Origin of the sequence: Pedobacter sp. PF22-3, assembly GCF_026239555.1 — a bacterium.
Taxonomy (GTDB): domain Bacteria; phylum Bacteroidota; class Bacteroidia; order Sphingobacteriales; family Sphingobacteriaceae; genus Pedobacter.
This window is the reverse complement of sequence record NZ_JAPIVP010000003.1, coordinates 152,504-173,949: the sequence shown is the minus strand read 5'-3', so window position 1 is coordinate 173,949 and position 21,446 is coordinate 152,504. Positions and strand designations below refer to the sequence as shown.

Genomic DNA, 21,446 nt, shown 5'->3' with positions numbered 1-21,446 from the left:
CCCTATCTCATCTGTATATGTTAAATGTTTTATGATTTTTTGATGCATTGAATTTAAGGCGATGCAGACTGCAGATGATATCCAGAATCTCCCCGGGCGATTGTCTGCTACTGAAAGAAGCAGTAGTTTTAAGTTTCCCCAAACTGCTATCGCTCAGCAAGATTTTAATGCTGTAAACATATTGGAGTTTGGCAATCACTTGGTCGAGACTTGCACCATCAAAAGTGAATTCGATAAAAGCAAGCGCTTTGATTTTACTGATGGCGGCACAACCAGCATTTTTATCGTAAGTTAGAAACTCATCTTTAACCAGCGTACCCAGGTTACCTTTTAAATTGCTTACCGCAACTTTACCGGTAATAACGGCAACCTCAAGCTGTTTACTCGCCTGATAAGATTTAACTTTGAAAGAGGTTCCTAAAACTTTAATATCTACCCCAGCGCTTGTATGTACTGTAAATGGCCTTTTTTCCTGATGAGCAATATCAAAAAAAGCTTCCCCTTCTTTAAGTGCAATGTGGCGGCTGTTTGAAGCGAAGACTTTAGGATAGCAGAGTTTTGCTGACGGACCCAACAAAACCACCGAACCATCTGATAAAGTAATTCGCTTCTGTTGCTTACTTCCGGTAACTACGGTTACCTGATTTTCAGCAACCACGTTGGTATTGAGTTTCCAAACGCTTATTCCTATGGCAATGACAAGTAATACGGCGGCGGCAATCCTGATAAAAGATTGCAATTTGAATACTTTTCCAGATTCTGGCTTCTCATGCATAGCAACCTGGAGGTGAGCAAACATTTGCGCGCCTATTGCTGCTTTCCGATCGGCGGATAACACCAAATCTTTTGTCTGAAGTGTAGCGTACCACGCTTCAACTTTTTTTTGCTCTTGCGGACTAGCCTGCTGATCGAGATATTTCTGCAGCAGTTCCTTTGCCTGTTCTTCTGTCATTTAATACATGTCAGTTCAAAAGCAAAGAGGTACTAACCAAAGATGTTATCTATAGATTAACTTTATGTTAAGCCGATCAAAGCAGCAATTAACAGGATATAGGAAAGGCTTTTTTTAAGAAGTTTTAGTGCTGCTGAGATCTGATTTTTTACCGTCTGCACAGAAACGCCGAGTTCGGCAGCAATTTCTTTGATCGATTTCTCCTGTTTTCGGCTCATGGAGAATACCAATTGCATTTTTTCGGGCAATAGTGCAATGGCGGTATCTACCGCTAAGTGAAGCTCTTTTAAAATTAATTTATCATCAGCTGCGGCAGTATGCTGCTCATCCATTAAGGCTGTAAGTGCAGTTTGGTGCTGTTCTTTAATACCGCCCGACCTGAAATAATTAATTACTTTATATTTTACAGCACCATATAAGTAAGCACCGAGGCTTCCGGAGAGGTTAATCGTTTTACGGTTCTCCCAAAGCGAAATGAAAATTTCCTGGGTAATATCCTGAGCAATGGCTTCATCACCTGTTTTTTTCAGCGCAACATCAAAAATATCTTCCCAATAAAACTGGTAGATTTTTTCCATGGCCTGATGGCTTCCGTTTTGTAAAGATGAAAGTAAATTTTCGCTCAAGGGATGCTGCTTTTCTGGCAGCAAAGCTACCAGCTCAATATTCCCTTATTATTAACAAATCTTAAACAGAAAAAAAAGATGAGAGAAGATTTAGATGTGTGAGGTAAAATGGAAGATGGTAATGAAAATTAATGTCAATCGATATGCCTAGCAGTATCTTTTATATGATAATTGTCCTATCAATTGTTGTTTCACCGACCGAAATGAATGAATTTATAGAATTAGGAAATGAATGCCCTGTGGTTCTTGGCGGTATGCAACCCCGCTTCCGCTTATAGTCCTCGCTGCGCTCCGGGCTATTTCACTCTAATCGGGTTTAGGAACAAAAGTTAGTGCACACTGCAACATCTGATATGAAATGGTGCATAGCCACTTAGCCCCCGGCTGCCTATCCTGTCCGTAGCGTTCTATAAGGCGCTACGGATTATTGAATGGAATAGCGTCTTTGACTCATTATTAATTTGAGTTTGTAATGTAATATTATCAATCCGTAGTGACGCTCCGCTTAACACGACGGACAGCGTTGTGTTAATCTTTAAACAAACCAGCAAAAATTTCATTTGAACGCAATTTTGCCTGATGATCGTAAATATGCGAAGTACTCATTACCTCGTTTACGCCATATTTTGCAACAAAAGCTGTCAAATTTTCTTTAATGGTTTTGGCACTACCAATAAAAGAATAGTATAACATCTGCTCTACTGCTTCTTTTTCCATCCGATCCCAATAAACGTTAATATCATCAACTGGTGGTTTGAGTAATTCTCTTTTGCCTGTGATCACACCTAAAAACATACGTTTTACCGAACCCGATAAACGTTCTGCTTCTTCATCGGTATCTGCAGCAACTACATTTACACAAGCCATTACATAGGGCTCGCGCAAAAATTGAGATGGTTTAAAGTTATTTTTATAAATGGAAACTGCCTGCTCGAAATAGGTTGGAGCAAAATGACTGGCAAAAGCATAAGGGAGTCCTTTTTCTGCAGCTAAACGTGCGCTATCGGTACTCGAACCTAAAATCCAGATCGGTATATCCAAGCCCTCTCCTGGCATTGCCCTCACACTTGCACGGTTATTACTGGCAGAGAAAAATTGTTGTAGTTTCTCAATATCCCTTGGAAAACTATGAGCGGCATTAAAGTTTTCGCCACGGATGGCCATTGCCGTAACCTGATCGGTTCCAGGTGCCCTGCCCAATCCCAGATCAATGCGGTTAGGATAAAGCGAAGCCAATGTTCCAAATTGCTCTGCCACAATCAAGGGAGCATGATTGGGCAGCATAATGCCGCCAGAGCCTACCCGTATGCTAGTGGTATTGCCAGCAATATAACCAATAAGTACCGCCGGTGCAGAACTGGCTACACCCGCCATATTATGGTGTTCTGCAAACCAGTAACGTGTATAACCTAAAGTTTCAGACTGTTTAGCTAAATCAAGACTGGTTTTAAAGGTATCTGCGGCAGTAAAACCATCTAAAACGGTTGCAAGATCGAGAACGGAATAAGGTATATTTTTCAATAAGTGATCAGCCATAAATTAAAGGATAAATCTGTATTTACAAAAATATCGTTAATAAAACCAAGTTTGGCTTAAATGAATTACATATGACGTTTAGCCAACATAAACAGTATACGCACAGCAAGAAGTTACTAAAAAATGAAAATTTACATAGACACTACTCATTACAGCGGTGTAGGAGTTTGTATATTCTGGTAACAAAACAGATGGGCATACGCTCTTAATTTGATTAAACTTATTATATTGATTAGCAAATCAATTAAAAGTCGTTTATACCCTTATTCTAGAATATTTATGGATTGTAGCTATAACCCGCATCAATTAAAATCAATTGACATATATTTTATATTAAATTAATAAAAAAGGGGGGAAACTTAAATTATTGCTTACAGATAGTACCCTTTTCGTTACAAAAAGGCGTAATTTCGTTATAAGAGAACCAGATATTTGAAGATGATTAAGTGCATAGCCATAGACGACCAATATAGTTCCTTAGCCGGGCTACAAAAATATATAGAAGATACACCAAATATGCGGCTAGTACAGCAATTTACTGATCCAATTACCGCCTTAAGAGAACTGGCCAGCTCAGAAACGGTTGATGTAATTTTTATGGATGTAGAAATGCCCCAAATATCCGGGCTCGAACTGGCCAAAGCCATCCGGTTTAGAACCAGGAAACTCATTTTTACCACTTCACATGAGCAATATGCTTTTGATGCTTTTGAAGCGGCAGGAGATGCTTATTTGCTTAAACCATATAGCTATGCTAAATTTGCCACCACCATTACCCGGCTTTTTGGGCATGAAATGACGGGTGGTGCCAATGAAGATTATTTCCTGGTTAAAAATAAGGAAGAGGAACACCGTGCAGTAATGGTTAAATATGAAGATATTATTGCCTTTGAAAGCTTTCATAATTACATTAAATTACATACGGTAAATAAAGTAATTATTGCTTATTTGAGTTTGAAAGACGTTCGGGAACAGTTGAGTATTAAAAAAGGTTTTATACAATTACATCGTGGTTATATTGTAGCCATCGACAAAATTTTATATATAGATGGTAACAGGATCACCATGAATAACCACATTAGCTTTACTGTTGGAGATATTTATCACCAGGAATTTAAAAGTTTTATTTCCGAGAAGTTAATCATCAGTAGCCGTAAAAAGTAACGGCTACTGATGAAAAAACAACGCTTAAACTATTAATTAGCCCGTAGTAACCATGGATGTCGTTGGATCTGAAGTGGTTGTTGTTGAATGAGTCTTTCCACTATATTTTTTTTTAAATACAAAAAGTGTTCTTTTAGCTAGTTTTTGAGTTTTCATAATTGTTTTTTTTCGAAAACTAGCGGCGATAGCACCCTGTAACTTTAGTTGTTACACAGATAGTAAATATGTCTTTATGAATAGATTAAATTGGAGTAATATTAAGTTAAGGAACTGGATATATACTTATCGGATACACTTGATTGCATGGTCTGCATTTATAGTTTGGGAAACGCTTATTATACTTTTTTTCACAGGTATTTTGGGAACATTTGGAAACTATGCCATTCATTACCTAATTAATATTACCTTTTTTTACACCTATGCATTACTCCTTGAAAAAGCGACAGGATTCCCTAATGGAACAGCTTGGAAAGTTCCATTGATTGTTATATCTACCATCTCGATTTATTTGGCTTTAGTTACCGGCGTTGATATTATACTATATAATTACACCAATCTCTTACCAGGGGAAATGCCAAATCTCAGAATCAGAATATCCAGGGTACTTTATAGAGGATCGTTTTTTATTCTTTTTTCTACAGGTTATTATTTTCTAAAGCGGTTCATTAAAGAAAAAACCGAAAAATCCCGGATTGAGAAACAGCGTTTTCAAATGCTCCTGGATAAGGAAAAAATGGAAAAGGAGCTTGCCATGTCTAAAAATGCTTTTATGAAAGCCCAGATCAATCCTCACCTGCTTTTTAATACATTTGAATTTGTACACCAAAAACTAAGTGCACATTCTCCGGAAGATGCCAAAGTAATGCTCTACCTTTCTGATATGATGCGTTTTGCCGCCAATACGCAACATAATGAGGGCTTTGTAAATCTGAGTGAAGAAATTTCGCAATGCGAAAACCTGATTGCGTTGCACCACATTACACAAGGTGCAATTTATATTGAACTGGCCAGCGGACCTGATCTGGACGAAATTAAGCTCATTCCATTGGTTTTGCTGACCATTTTGGAAAACATGTTTAAACATGGCAACCTTAATGATGTAGAAAATAAGGCTACCATAGCTGTTTACACTTTTGATGGCAAGCTACGTATCGAAAGCCGTAATTTACCTAGATTGATCAAAAGCAAGGTAGGCTTTGGCTCAGGAATGGACAATATCAGTAACCGGTTAAAATATGCATACCATCAAAATGCAGAAATGACTGCAGGAATTGACGAAGAAGGTTTTTATACTTTAAACATCAGTATTTCTTTAAATGCACTAAATACAGCATCTAAAACTACAAAAGCTGAGCTAACGATCCTTGCTTAACATTTAATTTATTAAGATAAAAATTACCTTTAAACATATATACCAACTAATTGATAATTACCATTTCTGAATAGGGTGATAATTGGACTTTTCATTCTTACGGCGGAGTTGCTTTACAAAATCGTTGTCAAAATTGTGACTATAAACTTTAAAATTGATTGCCCATTCTTCTTTTATCATACCTGGCACAAACTCTTCAAACATTTTTTCGAACGATCTGAAATCTACAAAGGGTTTGCAGATTACCATATATTCAGCATCTGAGTTTACGATAATTTCTTCAATAAGCGCTGGCCACCTCAATCTGATTTCATCCGGTAAATACTGATGCTGCTGTTCATCGATAAATACGCCCATGCCATGTATAAGTTTTTCGGGTAATACATTGCCTGATAGCTGTTTCCACCCCTCCCTTTCTTTTATTATCTTTCCCAGTTCCTGATCATGCAGGAGCACAGTCCAGGGTTCAGTTACCTTAAACTGTTTAAGCTGAAGATGCATAATATCGTCATTAGTCAAATTGAAGAAAAAGTCGAGTTCGATCATCATTACAAATATTGCAAAAAGGAAAAATATCGAACGATTTCCAAAGCAAAAAAAGTATGATTTGCATCTAATTGACGAAAAATTTTAACTCAAAAATTTCAAATTGTTAAGCTACTTAACGATGTATATATCTTAAATATTAAGTAACTGTTAATAAAAAATTGATTTTTATCAACTAGAAAATTAAAAAAGACATCAAAAACGTCATATTAAGCATACAAAGAAATTAATTTATGGAATAAATCCGTACTTTTGCGGCATGAAAATTATCAAACCACTCTCTTTTGCATTTTTTCTAATCACCTCATTATCTGGCTCATCGATCGTTCTTGCTCAGAAGAAGCAAACAACAATACAAACAAATATTACTGGGCAAATCGAAAAAGTAAACGGTAATGAGATACTTGAGCGACTAGCTGATCAGCGCATTGCACTTAATAAAAACCGTTCAAACAACAATTTTCCAAAGGCAGAATACATCATCAATAGAAGTAACCCAAGCATCATTAATTTTAATGGTTTAGATTATCATATCAAAAACAATAGGTTAACAGGTATCGAGGGCTTAAATCTTTCAGATTCAGTATTGAATCAAATTACAGCGAAACTGGTTCTTTTAGACAGCATCCAGTTCGACCAAAGTGAGCGCTTAAACAATGAATACATTAATCCAAAAACCAATCCTCAAAAAATCTGGTATATCGACCGTCAATTCATGCTAACACTTAAAATGTTCTCAAGCACAGTAAGGGACATAGCTGCACTTACCAGAAACGAAAACCCATCTTTAGCCGTTGAAGCAAATGTGGCTAAAATGCGTTTACCAAACATTGATAAAGCTGCAAAAAATTTAAATATGCAATCGCTGCTATCCTTATCTAAATAATTCCAGGGCTATATCTATAAGGGATGACGCACCATTAATTTGTTTTCTTTTCTGAATATACTTCTGCAATCTGAGCAGAAAGGTATTCGAAAGCAAGCGGCATTTCAATAGCAGCGTTTTTGATACTGCCTTCTATAAAAATGAAACCCTTATAATTTATTTTGTGTAACGCCCGTAAATAAGGTTTAAAATCATCGCCCATTACACCTGGTAATGATCTGTTTTGTTTTTCGGCAATTTCTGAAAATGCAATCCATTTACCGGCCTCAATAATTTCATCCGGATCCTCCCCTTCACGCATCATATGAAATATATCAGCATTAAGTCTGAAGTTCGGGTGATTAACCCCCCTTACCATCTCTGCTGCTGACTTTAAAGAGGTGATAAAGTTCGTTTCAGTAGTTTCGAGGTTTTCTAGCAAAATGATAACCTTATATTTCCCTGCAATTTGGGCCAGTTTTTTACATAGACCAACAAAATCAGATTTTGCCTTAACAACATTATAATCTACCGGAATGCTCCTCGCACCAGAGCTGCCCAACACGATAAATTTGACCCCTGCCAGTCTAGCTCTTGAAAGAACAGTTTCGGTATAAGCTAACACTTTCACCTCATCTACGTCTGGTCCAGCAATTTTCATACTCGAAGGAAAGAAAAGATTACAGCTCAACACTTTACATTTGGCTGCGCTGATCTTTTTCAAATTAACCTTAAACTGCTCATCTGTTAATGTAGGTGAAAGCAGCTTCGGAACCGATTCTCCAATCATTTTAAAACCTGAAGCATAAGCTAAACTATCCTGCGCTAAACCAGACACGATGCCTAAACGCGGATAAACCTGCTTATCTGAAATATAACCACAAAAGATGGTATAAATCAGGCAAATAAAAAAAGCTCTATAGTTGGATTTCGTAATTTTCATATCTATTATTTAAATGTACTTATTGATGGATTTTCTAAAACTCAATTTCCTTATTTAAAATCAGGTATAGGAAATAGAGATCCGCCAAATAAAATATACGACCATAAAAGCGTCCAAAATATATTGAATATTTGTGCTGTAACGAAAGTAAAGGCGGGTTTACCTCCCTCAAGTTTTACCAATGACGAAAATTTAGCTTCCATCCCAATGGAAATAAACGCGATAGCGAACCAAACAGTGCGTAGACCATTTAAGGTTGACCCCACACTTTTTGCAGTAGCAGGAGATAATAGAAAAGAAAATACCAAAGATGCCGCAACAAACCCCAATACAAATTTCGGAAATCGCTCCCACACAATTTTCAATCCCGGCCGTTCTGCTTTAAGCGTTACGCCATCGTTACCTTTAGGTTTTTTATAGGCCCACCATATTGCAATAAAAAAAGCAGCAACACCAATAAAAACATTTTGCGAAAACTTAGCAATAACACCTGCTTTAACAGCTATGGGCCCAACCAAATCTCCAGCAGCAGTTACGGTTGCTGTCGTATCCAAAGTACCACCCAGCCATGCGCCTCCAATTACTTCAGGTATATGAAAATACTTTACCGCCCAGGGCAAAATGATCATCATCGGGATAGCCATAATCAACACTAAAGTAGTTACATAAGATAATTTACGTTTATCGCCATTAATGGCTCCTGCAGCAACAATAGCAGCAGAAACCCCGCAAATGGATACTGCCGAAGCTAATATCACACCAAATTCATCATCAACTTTTAGCTTTCGGCTTAACCACATTGAAAAAAACCAAACTACTGTAACAACAATAACTGCTTGTATTATACCAGGTAAGCCAGCCTTGATTAAATCTGCCGATAAAATAGTTGTTCCCAATATTACCAAACCTGTTTTAATATAAAACTCTGATCGTACCGCTTCTTTTAGCCAAGAAGGCAATTGGATTAGATTACCTAACGCGATACCAATAAGCAATGCAAATACCACATACTCCAACCCAAAATAGGACACGCTTTTATTGCCTCCAATCATAAAGGATACGATGGCTAACACATAAATAAGGGCAAAGCCACCGGCAAACCGTGCAACATTACCCCCTGACAAACCTATAGCTACTGAAGCTAAGGCCAGAAAAATCAAGCCTATTTCAGCAATCAGCAATAAGTTAGCTGCCGATAATATCCTGGCTAAAAGATCTTCACTGCTTGCCCATTTAAATGTTGGTAAACTGATTACAGTTCCATTGCTTGATAAATAAAGTACGGTAGCGATAATAATTGTCCCCAATATAACTGCCCACCAATCTTCGGTAAGTAATTGTAAAAATGTCTTCTTATCTGCGCTTTTTCCGGCATCTGTTAAGGCTCCACTAGTATCTGCTGCATTGTTTCCACTCGACATAATATGATGTTAATTTGACTTCAGTTATAAAAAACTTTATTGCATTCGGCATGCCTGTACCAAGCGATATGATTTTATTGATATAAACCGTTACCCAATATCCAACTAAAATAGTTATTCAACAGGATTTTATCCGTAACAAATCTGTTTATAACGCTGCAACTGATAGCCAACACTACTTGAAAACCAAATGCATGAAGTACAAGCAGGTAGAGAGATCATCAACGTAAAGACATTATTTTAAGCCTTAAACAGGCAACGCAGTTTCGCGTTTTGCCTGCGTAATGACTAGCGAGCTGTTGAGTGTACCAATATTTTCTAGCTGACCAAATTTGTTGGTTAGAAAATCATTGTAGGCGATCATATTTTTAGCAACAACCTTTAACATAAAATCAAATCCTCCTGTTGTATGGTAGCATTCCAATACTTCCTGGAATTTGCTTACCTCCTGCTGAAATAACTTAAAATTGTGTACAGAATGGTTAGTAAGCTGAACCTGCAAATAGCAGATCATACAATTATCGAATTTATTTGGGTCAATTAATGCCACTACAGCAGAAATAAATCCTAAACGTTCTAAGCGTTTTACACGTTCCTGAATGGGAGATTTTGAAATATGCAGTATGGCAGCAAGTTCTTTGTAGGTTAGCCTGGCATCTTTTTGTAATAGTGTTAAAATATCTCTATCTGTTTGGTCAGGGGTGTATAATTCCATTATAGTTGTTAGTCTATTTATTTTTTCTAGGCTTAGTTTATAATGAATAACCAAATATATGAATACTCATGCTCAATATCATCAGGAATAGATTAAAAAAAGAACAAAATTTCGATAAAAAGTAGAATTAAGACTACAAACAAAATTTAATTTCGCTAACACTTATTTAACAGGATATTTTCCGTATTTAAGAGATGTCTTCGTTTTAATTTTTAATGAAAGAGATATTTGTTTAACGAATGAAGCAACTGCCAAATGCAGTCGTCGATTTAGTTTAGTTAATGATAATAAGAGCGCCAGCGCGATGCTAGCGCTTTTACTTTTTAAAAAGTCTTACTTAATTATTATCCCATCCATAATAATCAAAACGCCTATTGGAAAACCTTAAATTATCCTCATATAAGGTTAATATGCCTTATTGCTGACAACCACAGTCGTATTGCCATCCAAGGGGTTTAATTAACATCTGGTTATGGCCTGTTAACCAAAATTCTTTAATCACCATTACCTCTAAAACTGTCCGCAGGCGTACATACACTGTTCGGAAATGAACAGGTTTGCACAAGCATGATGCAAAAAAAACATTTCAAAAGCCATTAAAGGCACATTTTCAATTTGGCACCAGCTTGGTTAAGCATGTAACATAACGATATTGGTGCAAACTAATTCAGATTAGTAAAACACCTTCACTTAAAAATTAACATTTAGTTTAATAAAAACAGACAATGAAAACATCAATTAAAACGCTAATCATGGTATCTGCCCTAATAACTTTAACGGCTATTCAACCAAACAATTTAAGGGCTGCAGAAAAAATAAAAACTGCAATTGATAAGATTGCAAATTTTAGAAAGTTAGTCATCACAGGCAATGCAGAAGTGATGCTAGTTCAACGACCAACTGTTGGCATATCTTATGCAGATGACAATATAGGAAATGCGAAAGTTACCCAACAAGGCGAGGTACTATATATTAACAACCCTAATAAAGAAAAGTGCAAACTTGTTATTTTTGTAAATGACATTTACCGTATTGAGGCTAGTGAAAATGCAGTAGTAAAAACAGAAGCGAAGCTCTCCACCAAATTTCTCCAGATCATCCTCAAGGACAACGCCTTTGCAGATATCAACACCAGTAGTGAGGGATTATATACGGAAATTCTTGGTAGCAGTACACTAAAACTAAAAGGTAATACGAACCATCATGCATTGGTTATGGGGAAAGCGCCTAATTTAACCATGGATACTTTTGCAGCTGCCCGAACAGATGTTAGACGTGTAGAAACATCCGAGAAGGAAATCGCTGCGCTAGTTCTTTAGAAAAATTCAAACCTCTACCATTGACAGATTCCGATAGAATGGTCGTGCTCTCGACTGTAGCGCAGGGAAATGGAGAGATCTTTGGACTATCTTAAAAGATTTCTCCACTGCGGTCGAAATGATGATGCTTCGAAACCACTCGCGGTGCTAGCTTTAAAAAAAAGCAGTTCTTTTCAGAACTGCTTTCAAATTTCAGTATTAAGAAACCCCTATTTAGCTTTGCTCGATTTCCTTCAAACTATTCATTTTTTTATAGGCTAAGAATCCTTTTATATCTTCAAAGTGCTCACGAACCCGTTTATTGCCAAATTCAAATACTTTTTGTACCAATCCATCTAAGAAATCACGATCGTGAGATACCAAAATCAAAGTACCATCAAAATCTTTTAATGCATCCTTAATAATGTCTTTGGTTTTCATATCCAAATGGTTGGTAGGCTCATCCAGGATCAATACGTTTACAGGTTCTAACAATAATTTAATCATAGCTAAACGCGTTTTCTCGCCGCCAGAAAGTACTTTAACTTTTTTAGTAGTATCATCCCCACTAAACATAAAAGCACCTAAAAGGTCTTTGATTTTTACGGAGCCGTCACTTAACGGAATCTGATCAATGGTTTCGAATACCGTTAGATTCTCATCAAGCAAAGCAGCCTGATTTTGCGCAAAATATCCGATTTTAGCATTATGCCCAACCTTTAAACTACCTTCAAAATCGATCTCACCCATAATGGCTTTAATCATCGTCGATTTACCTTCGCCGTTTTTACCAACAAAAGCCACTTTTTCTCCCCGCTCGATGACCATAGATGCTTTTTCGAAAACAACATGATCGCCATAAGTTTTGGTCAGTTCTTCTACCATTACCGGATACTGACCTGAACGTGGTGAGGGCGGAAACTTTAACCTTAATGCCGATGTATCCACTTCATCAATTTCGATTACTTCGAGCTTCTCTAGCATTTTTACGCGCGATTGCACTTGTAATGTTTTAGAATAAGTTCCCCTAAAACGATCAATAAATTCCTGGTTATCGGCAATAAAACGTTGTTGTTCTTCGTAAGCCTTTAATTGGTGGATACGACGGTCGGCACGCAGCTGCAGGTAATGGGTATATTTGGCCTTATAATCGTAAATCCTGCCCATGGTTACCTCGATGGTACGGTTTGTAATATTATCTACAAAAGTACGGTCGTGTGAGATGACCATTACGGCTTTTGCGGAATTGATCAGGAAATCTTCCAACCATTGAATACTTTCGATATCCATGTGGTTAGTAGGCTCATCCAGTAAAATCAGATCGGGTTTCTTTAATAAAATCTTGGCCAACTCAATGCGCATACGCCATCCACCCGAAAACTCTGAAGTTTGACGGGTAAAGTCTTTGCGTTCGAAACCCAATCCTTTTAATACTTTTTCTACTTCTGCATCATAATTGATTTCTTCAATCGAATAAAATTTCTCACTCAGTTCCGATACACGCTCAATAAGCTTCATGTAATCATCGCTTTCGTAATCGGTACGGATAGTAAGCTGCTCGTTCAGTTCATCAAGCTCTTTTTGCATCTGGTTTACCTCGGCAAAGGCTTTCATAGTTTCCTCAAAAACAGTAACCTGATCTTGAGTAAGCAAATGTTGTGGCAAATAGGCAATTACAGCTTCTTTCGGACCTGTTACGCTACCAGAAGTAGGTTTAGCTACATCAGCAATAATTTTTAATATGGTCGACTTGCCTGCACCATTTTTACCCATTAGCGCAATTTTATCGTTCTCGTTTATCGAAAAGGTTACATCGCTAAAAAGGGTAGTTCCGCCAAATGAAACGGAGATATTATTTACATTGATCACGAAAAGGGAATATTAAGTTGGTGGCAAAGATAAAGGAAAGCCATTAATTTTAATAGCCAGTCTGGAAAAACCTCAAACTATTGACTCCATCTCATCAAATAAATCCAATCTATTGGCTGTTCGCAAAAAATTGGTATTAAATTGTTCTGTGCAAAAAACATTGATTTCGAACTGAACTGTATTAAACAAGAGGCTGTATCAAAAATATTGAACTGTCATCTTGAAGGATAATTATTTCATCAAAATCAATATAAAAGACAGATCGTTTTGGCAAATGGTAGGCTGCGCGAGATCGTCATTCCAACTCGATTGGGAATCGTAATGCAAGTGCTTTAAGATTCCCGCCTGCGCGGGAATGACGACCGTACTAATGGATCCTGTCAATGGTAGCTTAGTCGAAGGGCCTGTTTTAGATATCTTACAAGGCGTTTCGATACTTCGTCAAGCTCAGTACAGGCTGAGCTTGACGTGACAAATCCGATTGAATTACAATTTATGATACAGCCTCTATACAATCCTTAACTATACTTAATCAAAATCCAACCAAATATGCTATTTATGAAGTTTTTTCGCTCTTAAATATTCAATAAGTTCTTTTGGTCTGTCTGTCTGGATCAGGTTGGCTTTTTGGCTAATCAGCCAGCCCCAGCTTTCATCTTTTTTATTTTCTTCAACCGCCAGGTCATCATCATGCCCACCATTCTGTTCTGGCCATAAACTATTGATCCATAAACCATAATTTGTTCTCAGGCTGGAAATATTTTTCAATACCGACAAGGTATCGGTATTGAAGTTGGCCTGGATAATGGTTTTTTGATGGGGTTTATAACTTGCGATAATTTGTGAAGCATCAGCTCTTTTCATATCCACTATTGGCATGATGGTAATGTCTTCCTCAATTTTACCAACCTCCTGTTCTATCTGCGAGAGCGGTGTACTTCCCTTTACATTCACAATGGCCTGGCCGATCATTCCCTTTTCGCGCAGTTCCTTAATTACCTGCGGATAATAATCGTATCCCTTATCTACATCAATAATGATTTTATCTTTCGCAATGTCCAGTATTTCTTTAAAGGTTGGTACATGGTGTTTAGTTGGATGCCCGGAACCTGAGCGTAGGAAAAATGTTTTTATTTCAGATAGGGTATAATCAGAAACGTCACCTTTTCCTGTTGTGGTTCTATCAATGGTTTGATCGTGCATGATCACCAGATGCCCATCTTTTGTTTTCTTCAGATCCAGTTCCATAATGTCTACACCCATAGCAATACAGTTTTTAAGGGCCTGGATTGAATTTTCAGGTGTATTGCGCCAATCGCCACGATGGGCGGTAACCAATACCCTTTGGCTTTTAGGATTAAATACTTCTTTTAAGCTCACTTCTGGTGTTGATTGCGCAAAGCTGCTACAAGCAATAAATGCTATGGATAACTGCAGAATAATTCTTTTCATTTCGTTTTTATTAAAATTTGATGGTATTTATGGATTTTGTTTAATTGCGGGATCTGTATCAATCTGGTCTTGCGGAATAGGTTGCAGCAGGTCGTGATCTGTAATTCTGGTGGTTATATTTTGCGAGGCAAACCAGGCATTCATTACTGAAAGAGCGGCACCAGTTCTCAACAGATCAAACCAACGATGGCCTTCCCCTATCAGCTCCAATCTTCTCTCCAGCGTAATTGCATCCCTAACATCTACCTGGCCTTGCTGTGCGGCATCGGCCAAGCCAGCTCTCCTCCGCACTAAATTCAGGTAGGTTTTTGCCGTCTCAGCATTCCCCAATTCATTTTCATCTTCCGCCAGCATCAATAATACATCCGCATAACGCAATACCACAAAATTGCTACCCCCATCTGCCGGTGTTGTTGTAGAAGCCTTCAGTTTCGTAGAAAAAGGTGTTCCTGCACTTGTTAAACCAACATACGCTGTTTTGCGTTTATCGGTAGCACTGTACAACTGATAAAAACTTTTGGTTGGCAGATTATGGCCTTTGGCACCACTAATGGTACCCGACGGACTGAATTGCTGATAAGCTGAACTGCCTTCGCTATTTCCATTCAGACCAGATGCAAACTGCACAGCAAAAATAACTTCGTTGTTGTTTTTGTTATTCAATGCAAAAACATCTGCCGGTTCGGAAAGTAGTGTATGTTTCCCGGAGGCAACTACATCATTAAGTACGGTTTTACTTTCTGCAAACTTGCCCAGGGTTAAATATACTTTCCCCATTAATGATTGAGCAGCAGTTTTAACAGCCTTTCCTGGGGTAGTGGTACTTGCAGGCAATTCTTGTATGGCGTTGCTCAGATCTGAAATGATCTGTGTATATACAACATCTTTACTTGTACGTCCCTGACCAAAAAATGTATTAGGATTAGTGGTTTCTATAGTCACTAATGGCACATCGCCAAACACACGAACCATATTAAAATAAAGCAGGGCGCGTATGAAATGCATTTCTCCTTTTCTGGCCTGCTTTGTGGAAGCACTGGCATAAGAAATGCCATCTATCCTATTTAGCACAGTATTGGCACGCTGAATGCCCTGGTAGGAATTTTTCCATAAATCTGAAAGCATGCCATTAGAGGCAACGGTGGTAAACTGATCGAGCTGGCCATACATACCGCTGTCGTTTGCAGGTACTTCATCGAATGTGTTATCTGAAGGAATTTCTCCGATCGCTGGGAGATAGAGACCATATAAACCATTTAATTGTAAAGTGCCGTAAACCGCGTTCACATACTCTTCAACTTCGGTTTCTGTCGTGATAAAATTAGCCAGTGATTTAGAAGTGATGGGCTGTTGATTGAGTTCTTTCGTACAGGAAGCGATGGAAAAAAGAAAGAAAAGCCCTCCCATAAAAAGTAATTTATTGATTATATTTTTCATTTGAATAATATTTTATGATACATTAAAAGGTTAAATTGAAACCTGCTACAAAAGACCTGGCCACGGGATAGTTGGAATTAGAATAGCCTGAGGTCAGTACGTTATCGCTGGTGGCATCAGGATTAAATCCCCGAAAATTAGTTACGGTGAGCAGGTTATTCCCGGTTACATATACACTTGCCCTGGATACTTTTAGTTTAGACAATAATTTTGAATACAGGTTATAAGTAAGCTGAACATTACGCAGGCGGATATAATCGGCCTTTTGGAAGAAAATATTAGAGGCATTGGTATTTAGCCTGTTGGCCGAGTAATTGGTATTGGGTTGTGCCAGAAAACCATTTGGGTTGTTAACAGGATGGTACCTGTTCTCGTAATAATAATTATCGGCCATAGAAAAACCTTCTCCAGATTCCATGTTTACCAATCCATTATCATAAATTTTCCTTCCCCATATTCCGTTGATGGAGAAACTCAGTTCAAAGCTTTTATAAGCAAAACTACTGTTGAAACCATAGGTGATTTTTGGGGCATAGGTACCAAAGCCCATCCGGTCGTCGGGCGTTATTTTTCCGTCGCCGTTTACATCCTGCACAATATAATCGCCCAGCAGGGTTCCGGCAACATGCGGACTATTGTCTATCTCAGCCTGATTTTTATACACACCGGTTACATTATAGCCATAAAGCTCGGCAATGGGGCCACCCACTTTGGTTCTGAATGCACTATTGGTACCGGTAACAATCTGGTTCTGCCCTGGCCCAAGCTCCAATACTTTATTTTTATTGGTAGCGATATTGGCACCGAAATTCCAGCTTAAGGGACCAAGTTTAATATTGGTGCCAGAGAGTTCGAGCTCCAGGCCTTTGTTGCTGGCCCTGCCCACATTTTGCAATGCACTATCATAACCTGATTGCGAGGGCACCGGAACCTGTAATAAAAGATCTGAAGTTACCATCGAATAATAGTTGGCAGAGATATTTAATACCTTTAAAAGCCCTAAGTCCATTCCAAAATTATAAGAGGTTTTGGTCTCCCAGGAAAGCGCACTGTTTGCCGGGTTAACGGCAGCAAAACCAGGAAGAAGTGTTGATCCGCTTACATAACTGATGGGATTTGCAAGTGCATAAGAGCTGTAATTACCAATCTGATTATTCCCTGCTTTGCCGTAAGTAGCCCTAAACTTCAATAAATCAATCCAGTTCACCTTTGGAAAAAAATCTTCCCTGCTCAATATCCATCCGCCGGTTACTGATGGGAAATTACCCCATTTGGCATCCTGGCCAAACCTTGAAGAACCATCTCTTCTAATGGCTGCCGAAAACAGGTATTTGTTTGCATAAGCATACTGCAACCGGGTCAGGTAAGAAAGCTGTGTCCAGATGTACCTTTGCGGAACCACAGAAAATGAAGATGCGCCAGCGATATTGTCTATATTATTATCAGGAATTCCGGTACCCGAAACCAGCGTACTGTTACCAGATTCTTTCTGAAAAGTAGTTCCGGCCAGGATATTAATATCATGTTTTCCAAAGGTCTTTTCGAAAGTGAGCGTATTCTCCCAAAGATAGTTCATTACCGAGCCCTTTGTTTCACTTGCCCGGGCAGGTTTTGGTGCTGCCGCACGGTATTCGCCAACGTCAGTTGGGGTAAAGAAGTCGATAAAATTATTGCTATAATCTCCACCCAAAAGCGTTTTAAAGGTAAGCCCTGCCATGGGTTTAAAATTAAGGTAGGCATTACCAAAGGTGCGGAAGAGGTTTTTATTGTATTTCGTTTTTTCCATTATGGCAACAGGATTTTCTCCAAGCGCTCCATCTTCTGGCGTATTCGCTATAATCTGCTGACTTATGGCTAAAGAACCATCGTTGTTTCTTGCAGGGAAAAAAGGATACATAATCAGTGCGGCACCAATAGCATCGCTACTCCTGCTGGCATCGTTCTGGAAAAAATTCTGACTGTTGTAGCTCGGATTAATGCTCAAACCCACATCAAATGATTTAGAGAGTTTGGAATCAAACTTAAACGACATGCTGTAACGTTTCAGTCCGGTTTCTACCACAATCCCTTCCTGATTAAAGTAATTGCCAGAAAAATAGTATTTAGATCTATCGTTTCCACCTGAAACGGCAACATTGTAACTGCTGATAGGCGCCGTTCGAAAAATCTCATCCAACCAGTCGGTATTGGTTAAACCTGGCTGATTATTTAAATAGGGCTGAATATAGTTTAACCTTAAATCTCTTTTATTGGCTCCTTTAGCAACTCTGGTAGCATAATCATCGTTGACACTTCTGTTGGTTGGATTTCTAGATACGTATCCCCAATCCCTTGCTTCGGTATTCAGCTGAGCAAACTGATAACCGTCTACAAGATCAACTTTATCTGCACGCACCTGCGCGCCAGTATAGAAATCGAAAGAAACAGTGTTTTTATCCGAACGGCCATTTTTAGTGGTAATCAAGATCACCCCATTGGCAGCCCTTGAGCCATAAATGGCTGCTGATGCCGGATCCTTTAGAATATCAATGGTTTCTATATCCTGGGGATTCACCGTATTGAGCGAACTTCCCTCAGAAAGTGGAAAACCATCTACAACTACCAAAGGACTTACCCCTGCGGTGAGCGTACCGATACCCCGTATTACGATCTGTGGATCGGTACCCGGCTGCGCAGAAGCATCATTAATCACTACACCGGCTGCTTTACCGGCAAGTTGCAGGGCAAAGTTACTGCCGGAGTATTTGTTCAGTTCTTCTGATTTTACCTGCGAAATGGCACCGGTAATTTTGGTTTTCTTCTGGCTGCCATAACCTACAACCACCACATCATTCAAGCCTGAAGAGCTGGTTTCCATACGGATAAGGATAGAGTTGTTGGTACCCGGATTGATTAGGAAAGCTGCTGACGTTTTCTTTTCGTAGCCAACATAATTAAAAGTAAAATCGTACCTGTTTCCTATTTTAACATTGTTAAAAACAAATATTCCTTTTAAATCGGTAACAGTGGTTTCCTGTTTTTTAGTGGTCTGGTCTACCATCATCACGGAAACTCCGGGAAGTGTAGCGCCTTTTTCATCCACTACGGTTCCTTTTACGGAAGTGTTCTGCTGTGCATAAACAGCATGGGTAATCATGGTCAGTAGCGCAAATGCGGCAAAACATCTGAATTTTCTGATTGTCTTTTTTAGTTTGTTTGTTTGCATGATATATATAAAAATTAGGCAATAGCGTCCCTTTATCCCATTTCGGGGACATTTATCTGGTTAAAAACCTGGGGTTAAAAAATTATTTTTGTTTGCTGATGATGATGCTTTTAGCGGTAAGTTTAAAGGTTAACCCGTTCATGTTACAGATAACAGGCAGTATGGTATTTAATTTTTCAGTAGCTCCAACGCTACCTGTAAAGTATAATTTTTGCAATTCGGTCTCTTCAACATCTTCATAAACAAAATCAGTCTCATAGCGTTTAGCCAAGCTGCTAAATACCTCACTCAAAGGCGTTTCATTAAACAGCAGCGCATCCTTTGCAGTTACGCTTAATGCTGGTTTCGGCTTATCTGTATTATTCGAATCTTTAAAATTGATTAGACTGTGCACCTTTAATTTGGTATTAATAGATAACTGCTCACCTGGAATTAAATAAATATCACTCATTTTCATCCTGTTTTCAGAACCAGCTTTAACCACTACCTTTCCTTCTATCAACTTTACCGTAAGCCGATCCTTTTTATTGGTGTTAACGGTAAATTCGGTACCTAATGCAGTTGTGGTAAAACCATTTGCACTTACGATAAAAGGGTGGTGCTTATCTTTAGCAACTTTGAAAGTAGCTTCTCCCTTCATGCTGATATTTCTACTTCTGCTGTTAAAGGGTTCATAATAACTTAATGAGCTCTGAGGCTGCAGGGTAACCCGCGAACCATCTGAAAGATTGATGATCATGGCACTCTTGCCAGAATTATACGGCTGCCTGAGGATTTCTTTTTTTAACTGCACATGATTACCGGCCAGTTCTTTCTGCTGTGGGGCATGATTACGGCTAAAATATAGCACCGTAACTAAAGCAACGATTAATAAAGCAGCAACAACTTTGATCCAATGGTAGAGTGGAAATATCTTCGCATTTGGCTTTGTCTCCTGGTCATCCATACGGGCATGGAGCCGGGCTAAAATATGCTCGAACCGCTTTTCAGTAATTTCTTTCTCAACTTTAGATAGCTCCAGATCATAGTCGTTTTTTAAGTCAGATTTTAACCCAGCACAATCTTTTCTTAAAGATTCAAGTAGTTTATGCTGCTCCTCTATACTAATTTCGTTGGACCATAGTTTATCTATGCGTTCCTTTATTTCATTCATCTGTTTGTAAATACGCTGAACGATTGAAATGGGGGTGGCCAACCATGTTATTAAAACATTAAGTTACCGTTAAAAAAACTACAGATTAGCTAAAATAACCAAGACTGATACGCTGATTATCCCACCAGTTGGATTTCTGGAAAGAATATACTCTTTGATAAAGTATTTGGATTGTTTGAGGTAGTCTTTTACCGATTCAGTAGATAATCCTAAAAGCTGAGCAGTCTCTTTTTGCGATTTACCTTCAAACCGGCATAACCTGAACACTTTTTGTTTCTGGGGCGAGAGTGCATTTATAGCCTCTTCAAGCATATTAAGTTCTGCCTCGATCAGGTATTGATCTGGAAATATTTCTTCGGCAACAGTATGAAAAGGATCATAACTATCTACATAGCTGATATTTTGTTTTATTTTCTTTCTGAGATAAGAGATTGATCTATTGTAACTCACAACAAATAACCAGGCCGATACCGGTTGTTCAGGATCTAGCTTGGCTTTATTTTCCCAAAGTGCGAAAAATACATCCTGAAGAATATCCTCGGCGATGGAAGGATCTTTAATCAGCTTAAAAATATTGGCATATACAGCCTTATGGTACTCCTTGAAGATTTGATCGAAAACATTCCTATTATGTAACGGATCGTTTTGAAATTGATGCTTCACCATGAAGAATTAGATTGACCAAAAATATTTATGCAAAAATATGGTGGCCATGTTAACTGTATATTAAGCTTTATACCATCGGTTGATTTGTCGTACAAGAAAATTACCTCTCACATTTTTAGATAGGAAAGAAACCTGTTACAGAATAGTCTTCAACCGAATTGTAGCTAAATGTGCTAAAAATAGTGCGAGAATTTCAACAAAATACAGCCCCCTTACATCCGAAATA

Annotated in this window: 17 protein-coding genes; 4 read left to right on the top strand and 13 right to left on the bottom strand. The window is 38.3% G+C overall.

The genetic code is table 11. The features are described 5' to 3' along the window. Positions 1 to 7 precede the first annotated feature (7 nt). The 3 genes from OQX63_RS05580 to OQX63_RS05570 form a co-directional block, all read right to left on the bottom strand. Positions 8 to 952, bottom strand: coding sequence for a FecR family protein (locus OQX63_RS05580; protein WP_265849901.1), 945 nt, complete (start codon positions 950 to 952; stop codon positions 8 to 10). A 62-nt stretch (positions 953 to 1,014) separates the two neighbouring features. Then, positions 1,015 to 1,578: an RNA polymerase sigma-70 factor gene (locus OQX63_RS05575; protein ID WP_265849900.1), complete on the bottom strand. Its 564-nt coding sequence runs from the start codon at positions 1,576 to 1,578 to the stop codon at positions 1,015 to 1,017. Positions 1,579 to 2,106: 528 nt separating this feature from the next. Continuing rightward, on the bottom strand, positions 2,107 to 3,114 hold the full coding sequence (locus OQX63_RS05570) for an LLM class flavin-dependent oxidoreductase (RefSeq protein ID WP_265849899.1): 1,008 nt from the start codon (positions 3,112 to 3,114) through the stop codon (positions 2,107 to 2,109). A gap of 438 nt (positions 3,115 to 3,552) precedes the next feature. On the opposite strand from OQX63_RS05570, the gene OQX63_RS05565 reads away from it, so the two are divergent. Beyond that, a complete protein-coding gene (locus OQX63_RS05565) occupies positions 3,553 to 4,278 on the top strand; it encodes a LytR/AlgR family response regulator transcription factor (RefSeq protein ID WP_265849898.1) in 726 nt (241 codons plus the stop codon). A gap of 232 nt (positions 4,279 to 4,510) precedes the next feature. Further along, on the top strand, positions 4,511 to 5,650 hold the full coding sequence (locus tag OQX63_RS05560; protein WP_265849897.1) for a sensor histidine kinase: 1,140 nt from the start codon (positions 4,511 to 4,513) through the stop codon (positions 5,648 to 5,650). 57 nt (positions 5,651 to 5,707) lie between these two features. Here the strand turns inward: OQX63_RS05560 and OQX63_RS05555 are convergent, their stop codons facing one another. Then, positions 5,708 to 6,199 (bottom strand): hypothetical protein, encoded by a 492-nt coding sequence (locus tag OQX63_RS05555; protein ID WP_265849896.1) that lies wholly within the window; start codon positions 6,197 to 6,199, stop codon positions 5,708 to 5,710. Between the two features lie 256 nt (positions 6,200 to 6,455). Here OQX63_RS05555 and OQX63_RS05550 point away from each other — a divergent pair, with 256 nt between their 5' ends. Then, entirely contained in the window at positions 6,456 to 7,082 is a 627-nt protein-coding gene (locus OQX63_RS05550; protein WP_265849895.1) for a hypothetical protein, read from the top strand. 34 nt (positions 7,083 to 7,116) lie between these two features. Here the strand turns inward: OQX63_RS05550 and OQX63_RS05545 are convergent, their stop codons facing one another. From OQX63_RS05545 to OQX63_RS05535, 3 genes are all read right to left on the bottom strand, one after another. Next, on the bottom strand, positions 7,117 to 8,004 hold the full coding sequence (locus OQX63_RS05545; RefSeq protein WP_265849894.1) for a sugar phosphate isomerase/epimerase family protein: 888 nt from the start codon (positions 8,002 to 8,004) through the stop codon (positions 7,117 to 7,119). Positions 8,005 to 8,054: 50 nt separating this feature from the next. Beyond that, positions 8,055 to 9,425, bottom strand: a complete 1,371-nt coding sequence (locus tag OQX63_RS05540; protein ID WP_265849893.1) for a YeiH family protein — start codon at positions 9,423 to 9,425, stop codon at positions 8,055 to 8,057. 247 nt (positions 9,426 to 9,672) lie between these two features. Next, the gene (locus tag OQX63_RS05535) at positions 9,673 to 10,140 is read right to left on the bottom strand and encodes an Lrp/AsnC family transcriptional regulator (protein ID WP_265849892.1); all 468 of its coding nucleotides are present in this window, start codon (positions 10,138 to 10,140) and stop codon (positions 9,673 to 9,675) included. Positions 10,141 to 10,865: 725 nt separating this feature from the next. Here OQX63_RS05535 and OQX63_RS05530 point away from each other — a divergent pair. Continuing rightward, positions 10,866 to 11,459: a GIN domain-containing protein gene (locus OQX63_RS05530; protein WP_265849891.1), complete on the top strand. Its 594-nt coding sequence runs from the start codon at positions 10,866 to 10,868 to the stop codon at positions 11,457 to 11,459. Between the two features lie 213 nt (positions 11,460 to 11,672). Here the strand turns inward: OQX63_RS05530 and OQX63_RS05525 are convergent, their stop codons facing one another. The 6 genes from OQX63_RS05525 to OQX63_RS05500 all read right to left on the bottom strand — a co-directional run bounded on the left by OQX63_RS05525 (position 11,673) and on the right by OQX63_RS05500 (position 21,220). Then, positions 11,673 to 13,307, bottom strand: coding sequence for an ABC-F family ATP-binding cassette domain-containing protein (locus OQX63_RS05525; protein ID WP_265849890.1), 1,635 nt, complete (start codon positions 13,305 to 13,307; stop codon positions 11,673 to 11,675). Between the two features lie 552 nt (positions 13,308 to 13,859). Further along, positions 13,860 to 14,759 (bottom strand): glycerophosphodiester phosphodiesterase family protein, encoded by a 900-nt coding sequence (locus OQX63_RS05520; protein WP_265849889.1) that lies wholly within the window; start codon positions 14,757 to 14,759, stop codon positions 13,860 to 13,862. 27 nt (positions 14,760 to 14,786) lie between these two features. Next, a complete protein-coding gene (locus OQX63_RS05515) occupies positions 14,787 to 16,196 on the bottom strand; it encodes a RagB/SusD family nutrient uptake outer membrane protein (RefSeq protein ID WP_265849888.1) in 1,410 nt (469 codons plus the stop codon). A 22-nt stretch (positions 16,197 to 16,218) separates the two neighbouring features. Next, a complete protein-coding gene (locus OQX63_RS05510) occupies positions 16,219 to 19,401 on the bottom strand; it encodes a SusC/RagA family TonB-linked outer membrane protein (RefSeq protein ID WP_265849887.1) in 3,183 nt (1,060 codons plus the stop codon). A gap of 82 nt (positions 19,402 to 19,483) precedes the next feature. Then, positions 19,484 to 20,554, bottom strand: a complete 1,071-nt coding sequence (locus tag OQX63_RS05505) for a FecR family protein (protein ID WP_265849886.1) — start codon at positions 20,552 to 20,554, stop codon at positions 19,484 to 19,486. A 78-nt stretch (positions 20,555 to 20,632) separates the two neighbouring features. After that, positions 20,633 to 21,220, bottom strand: coding sequence for a sigma-70 family RNA polymerase sigma factor (locus tag OQX63_RS05500; protein WP_265849885.1), 588 nt, complete (start codon positions 21,218 to 21,220; stop codon positions 20,633 to 20,635). Between the last annotated feature and the right edge of the window lie 226 nt (positions 21,221 to 21,446).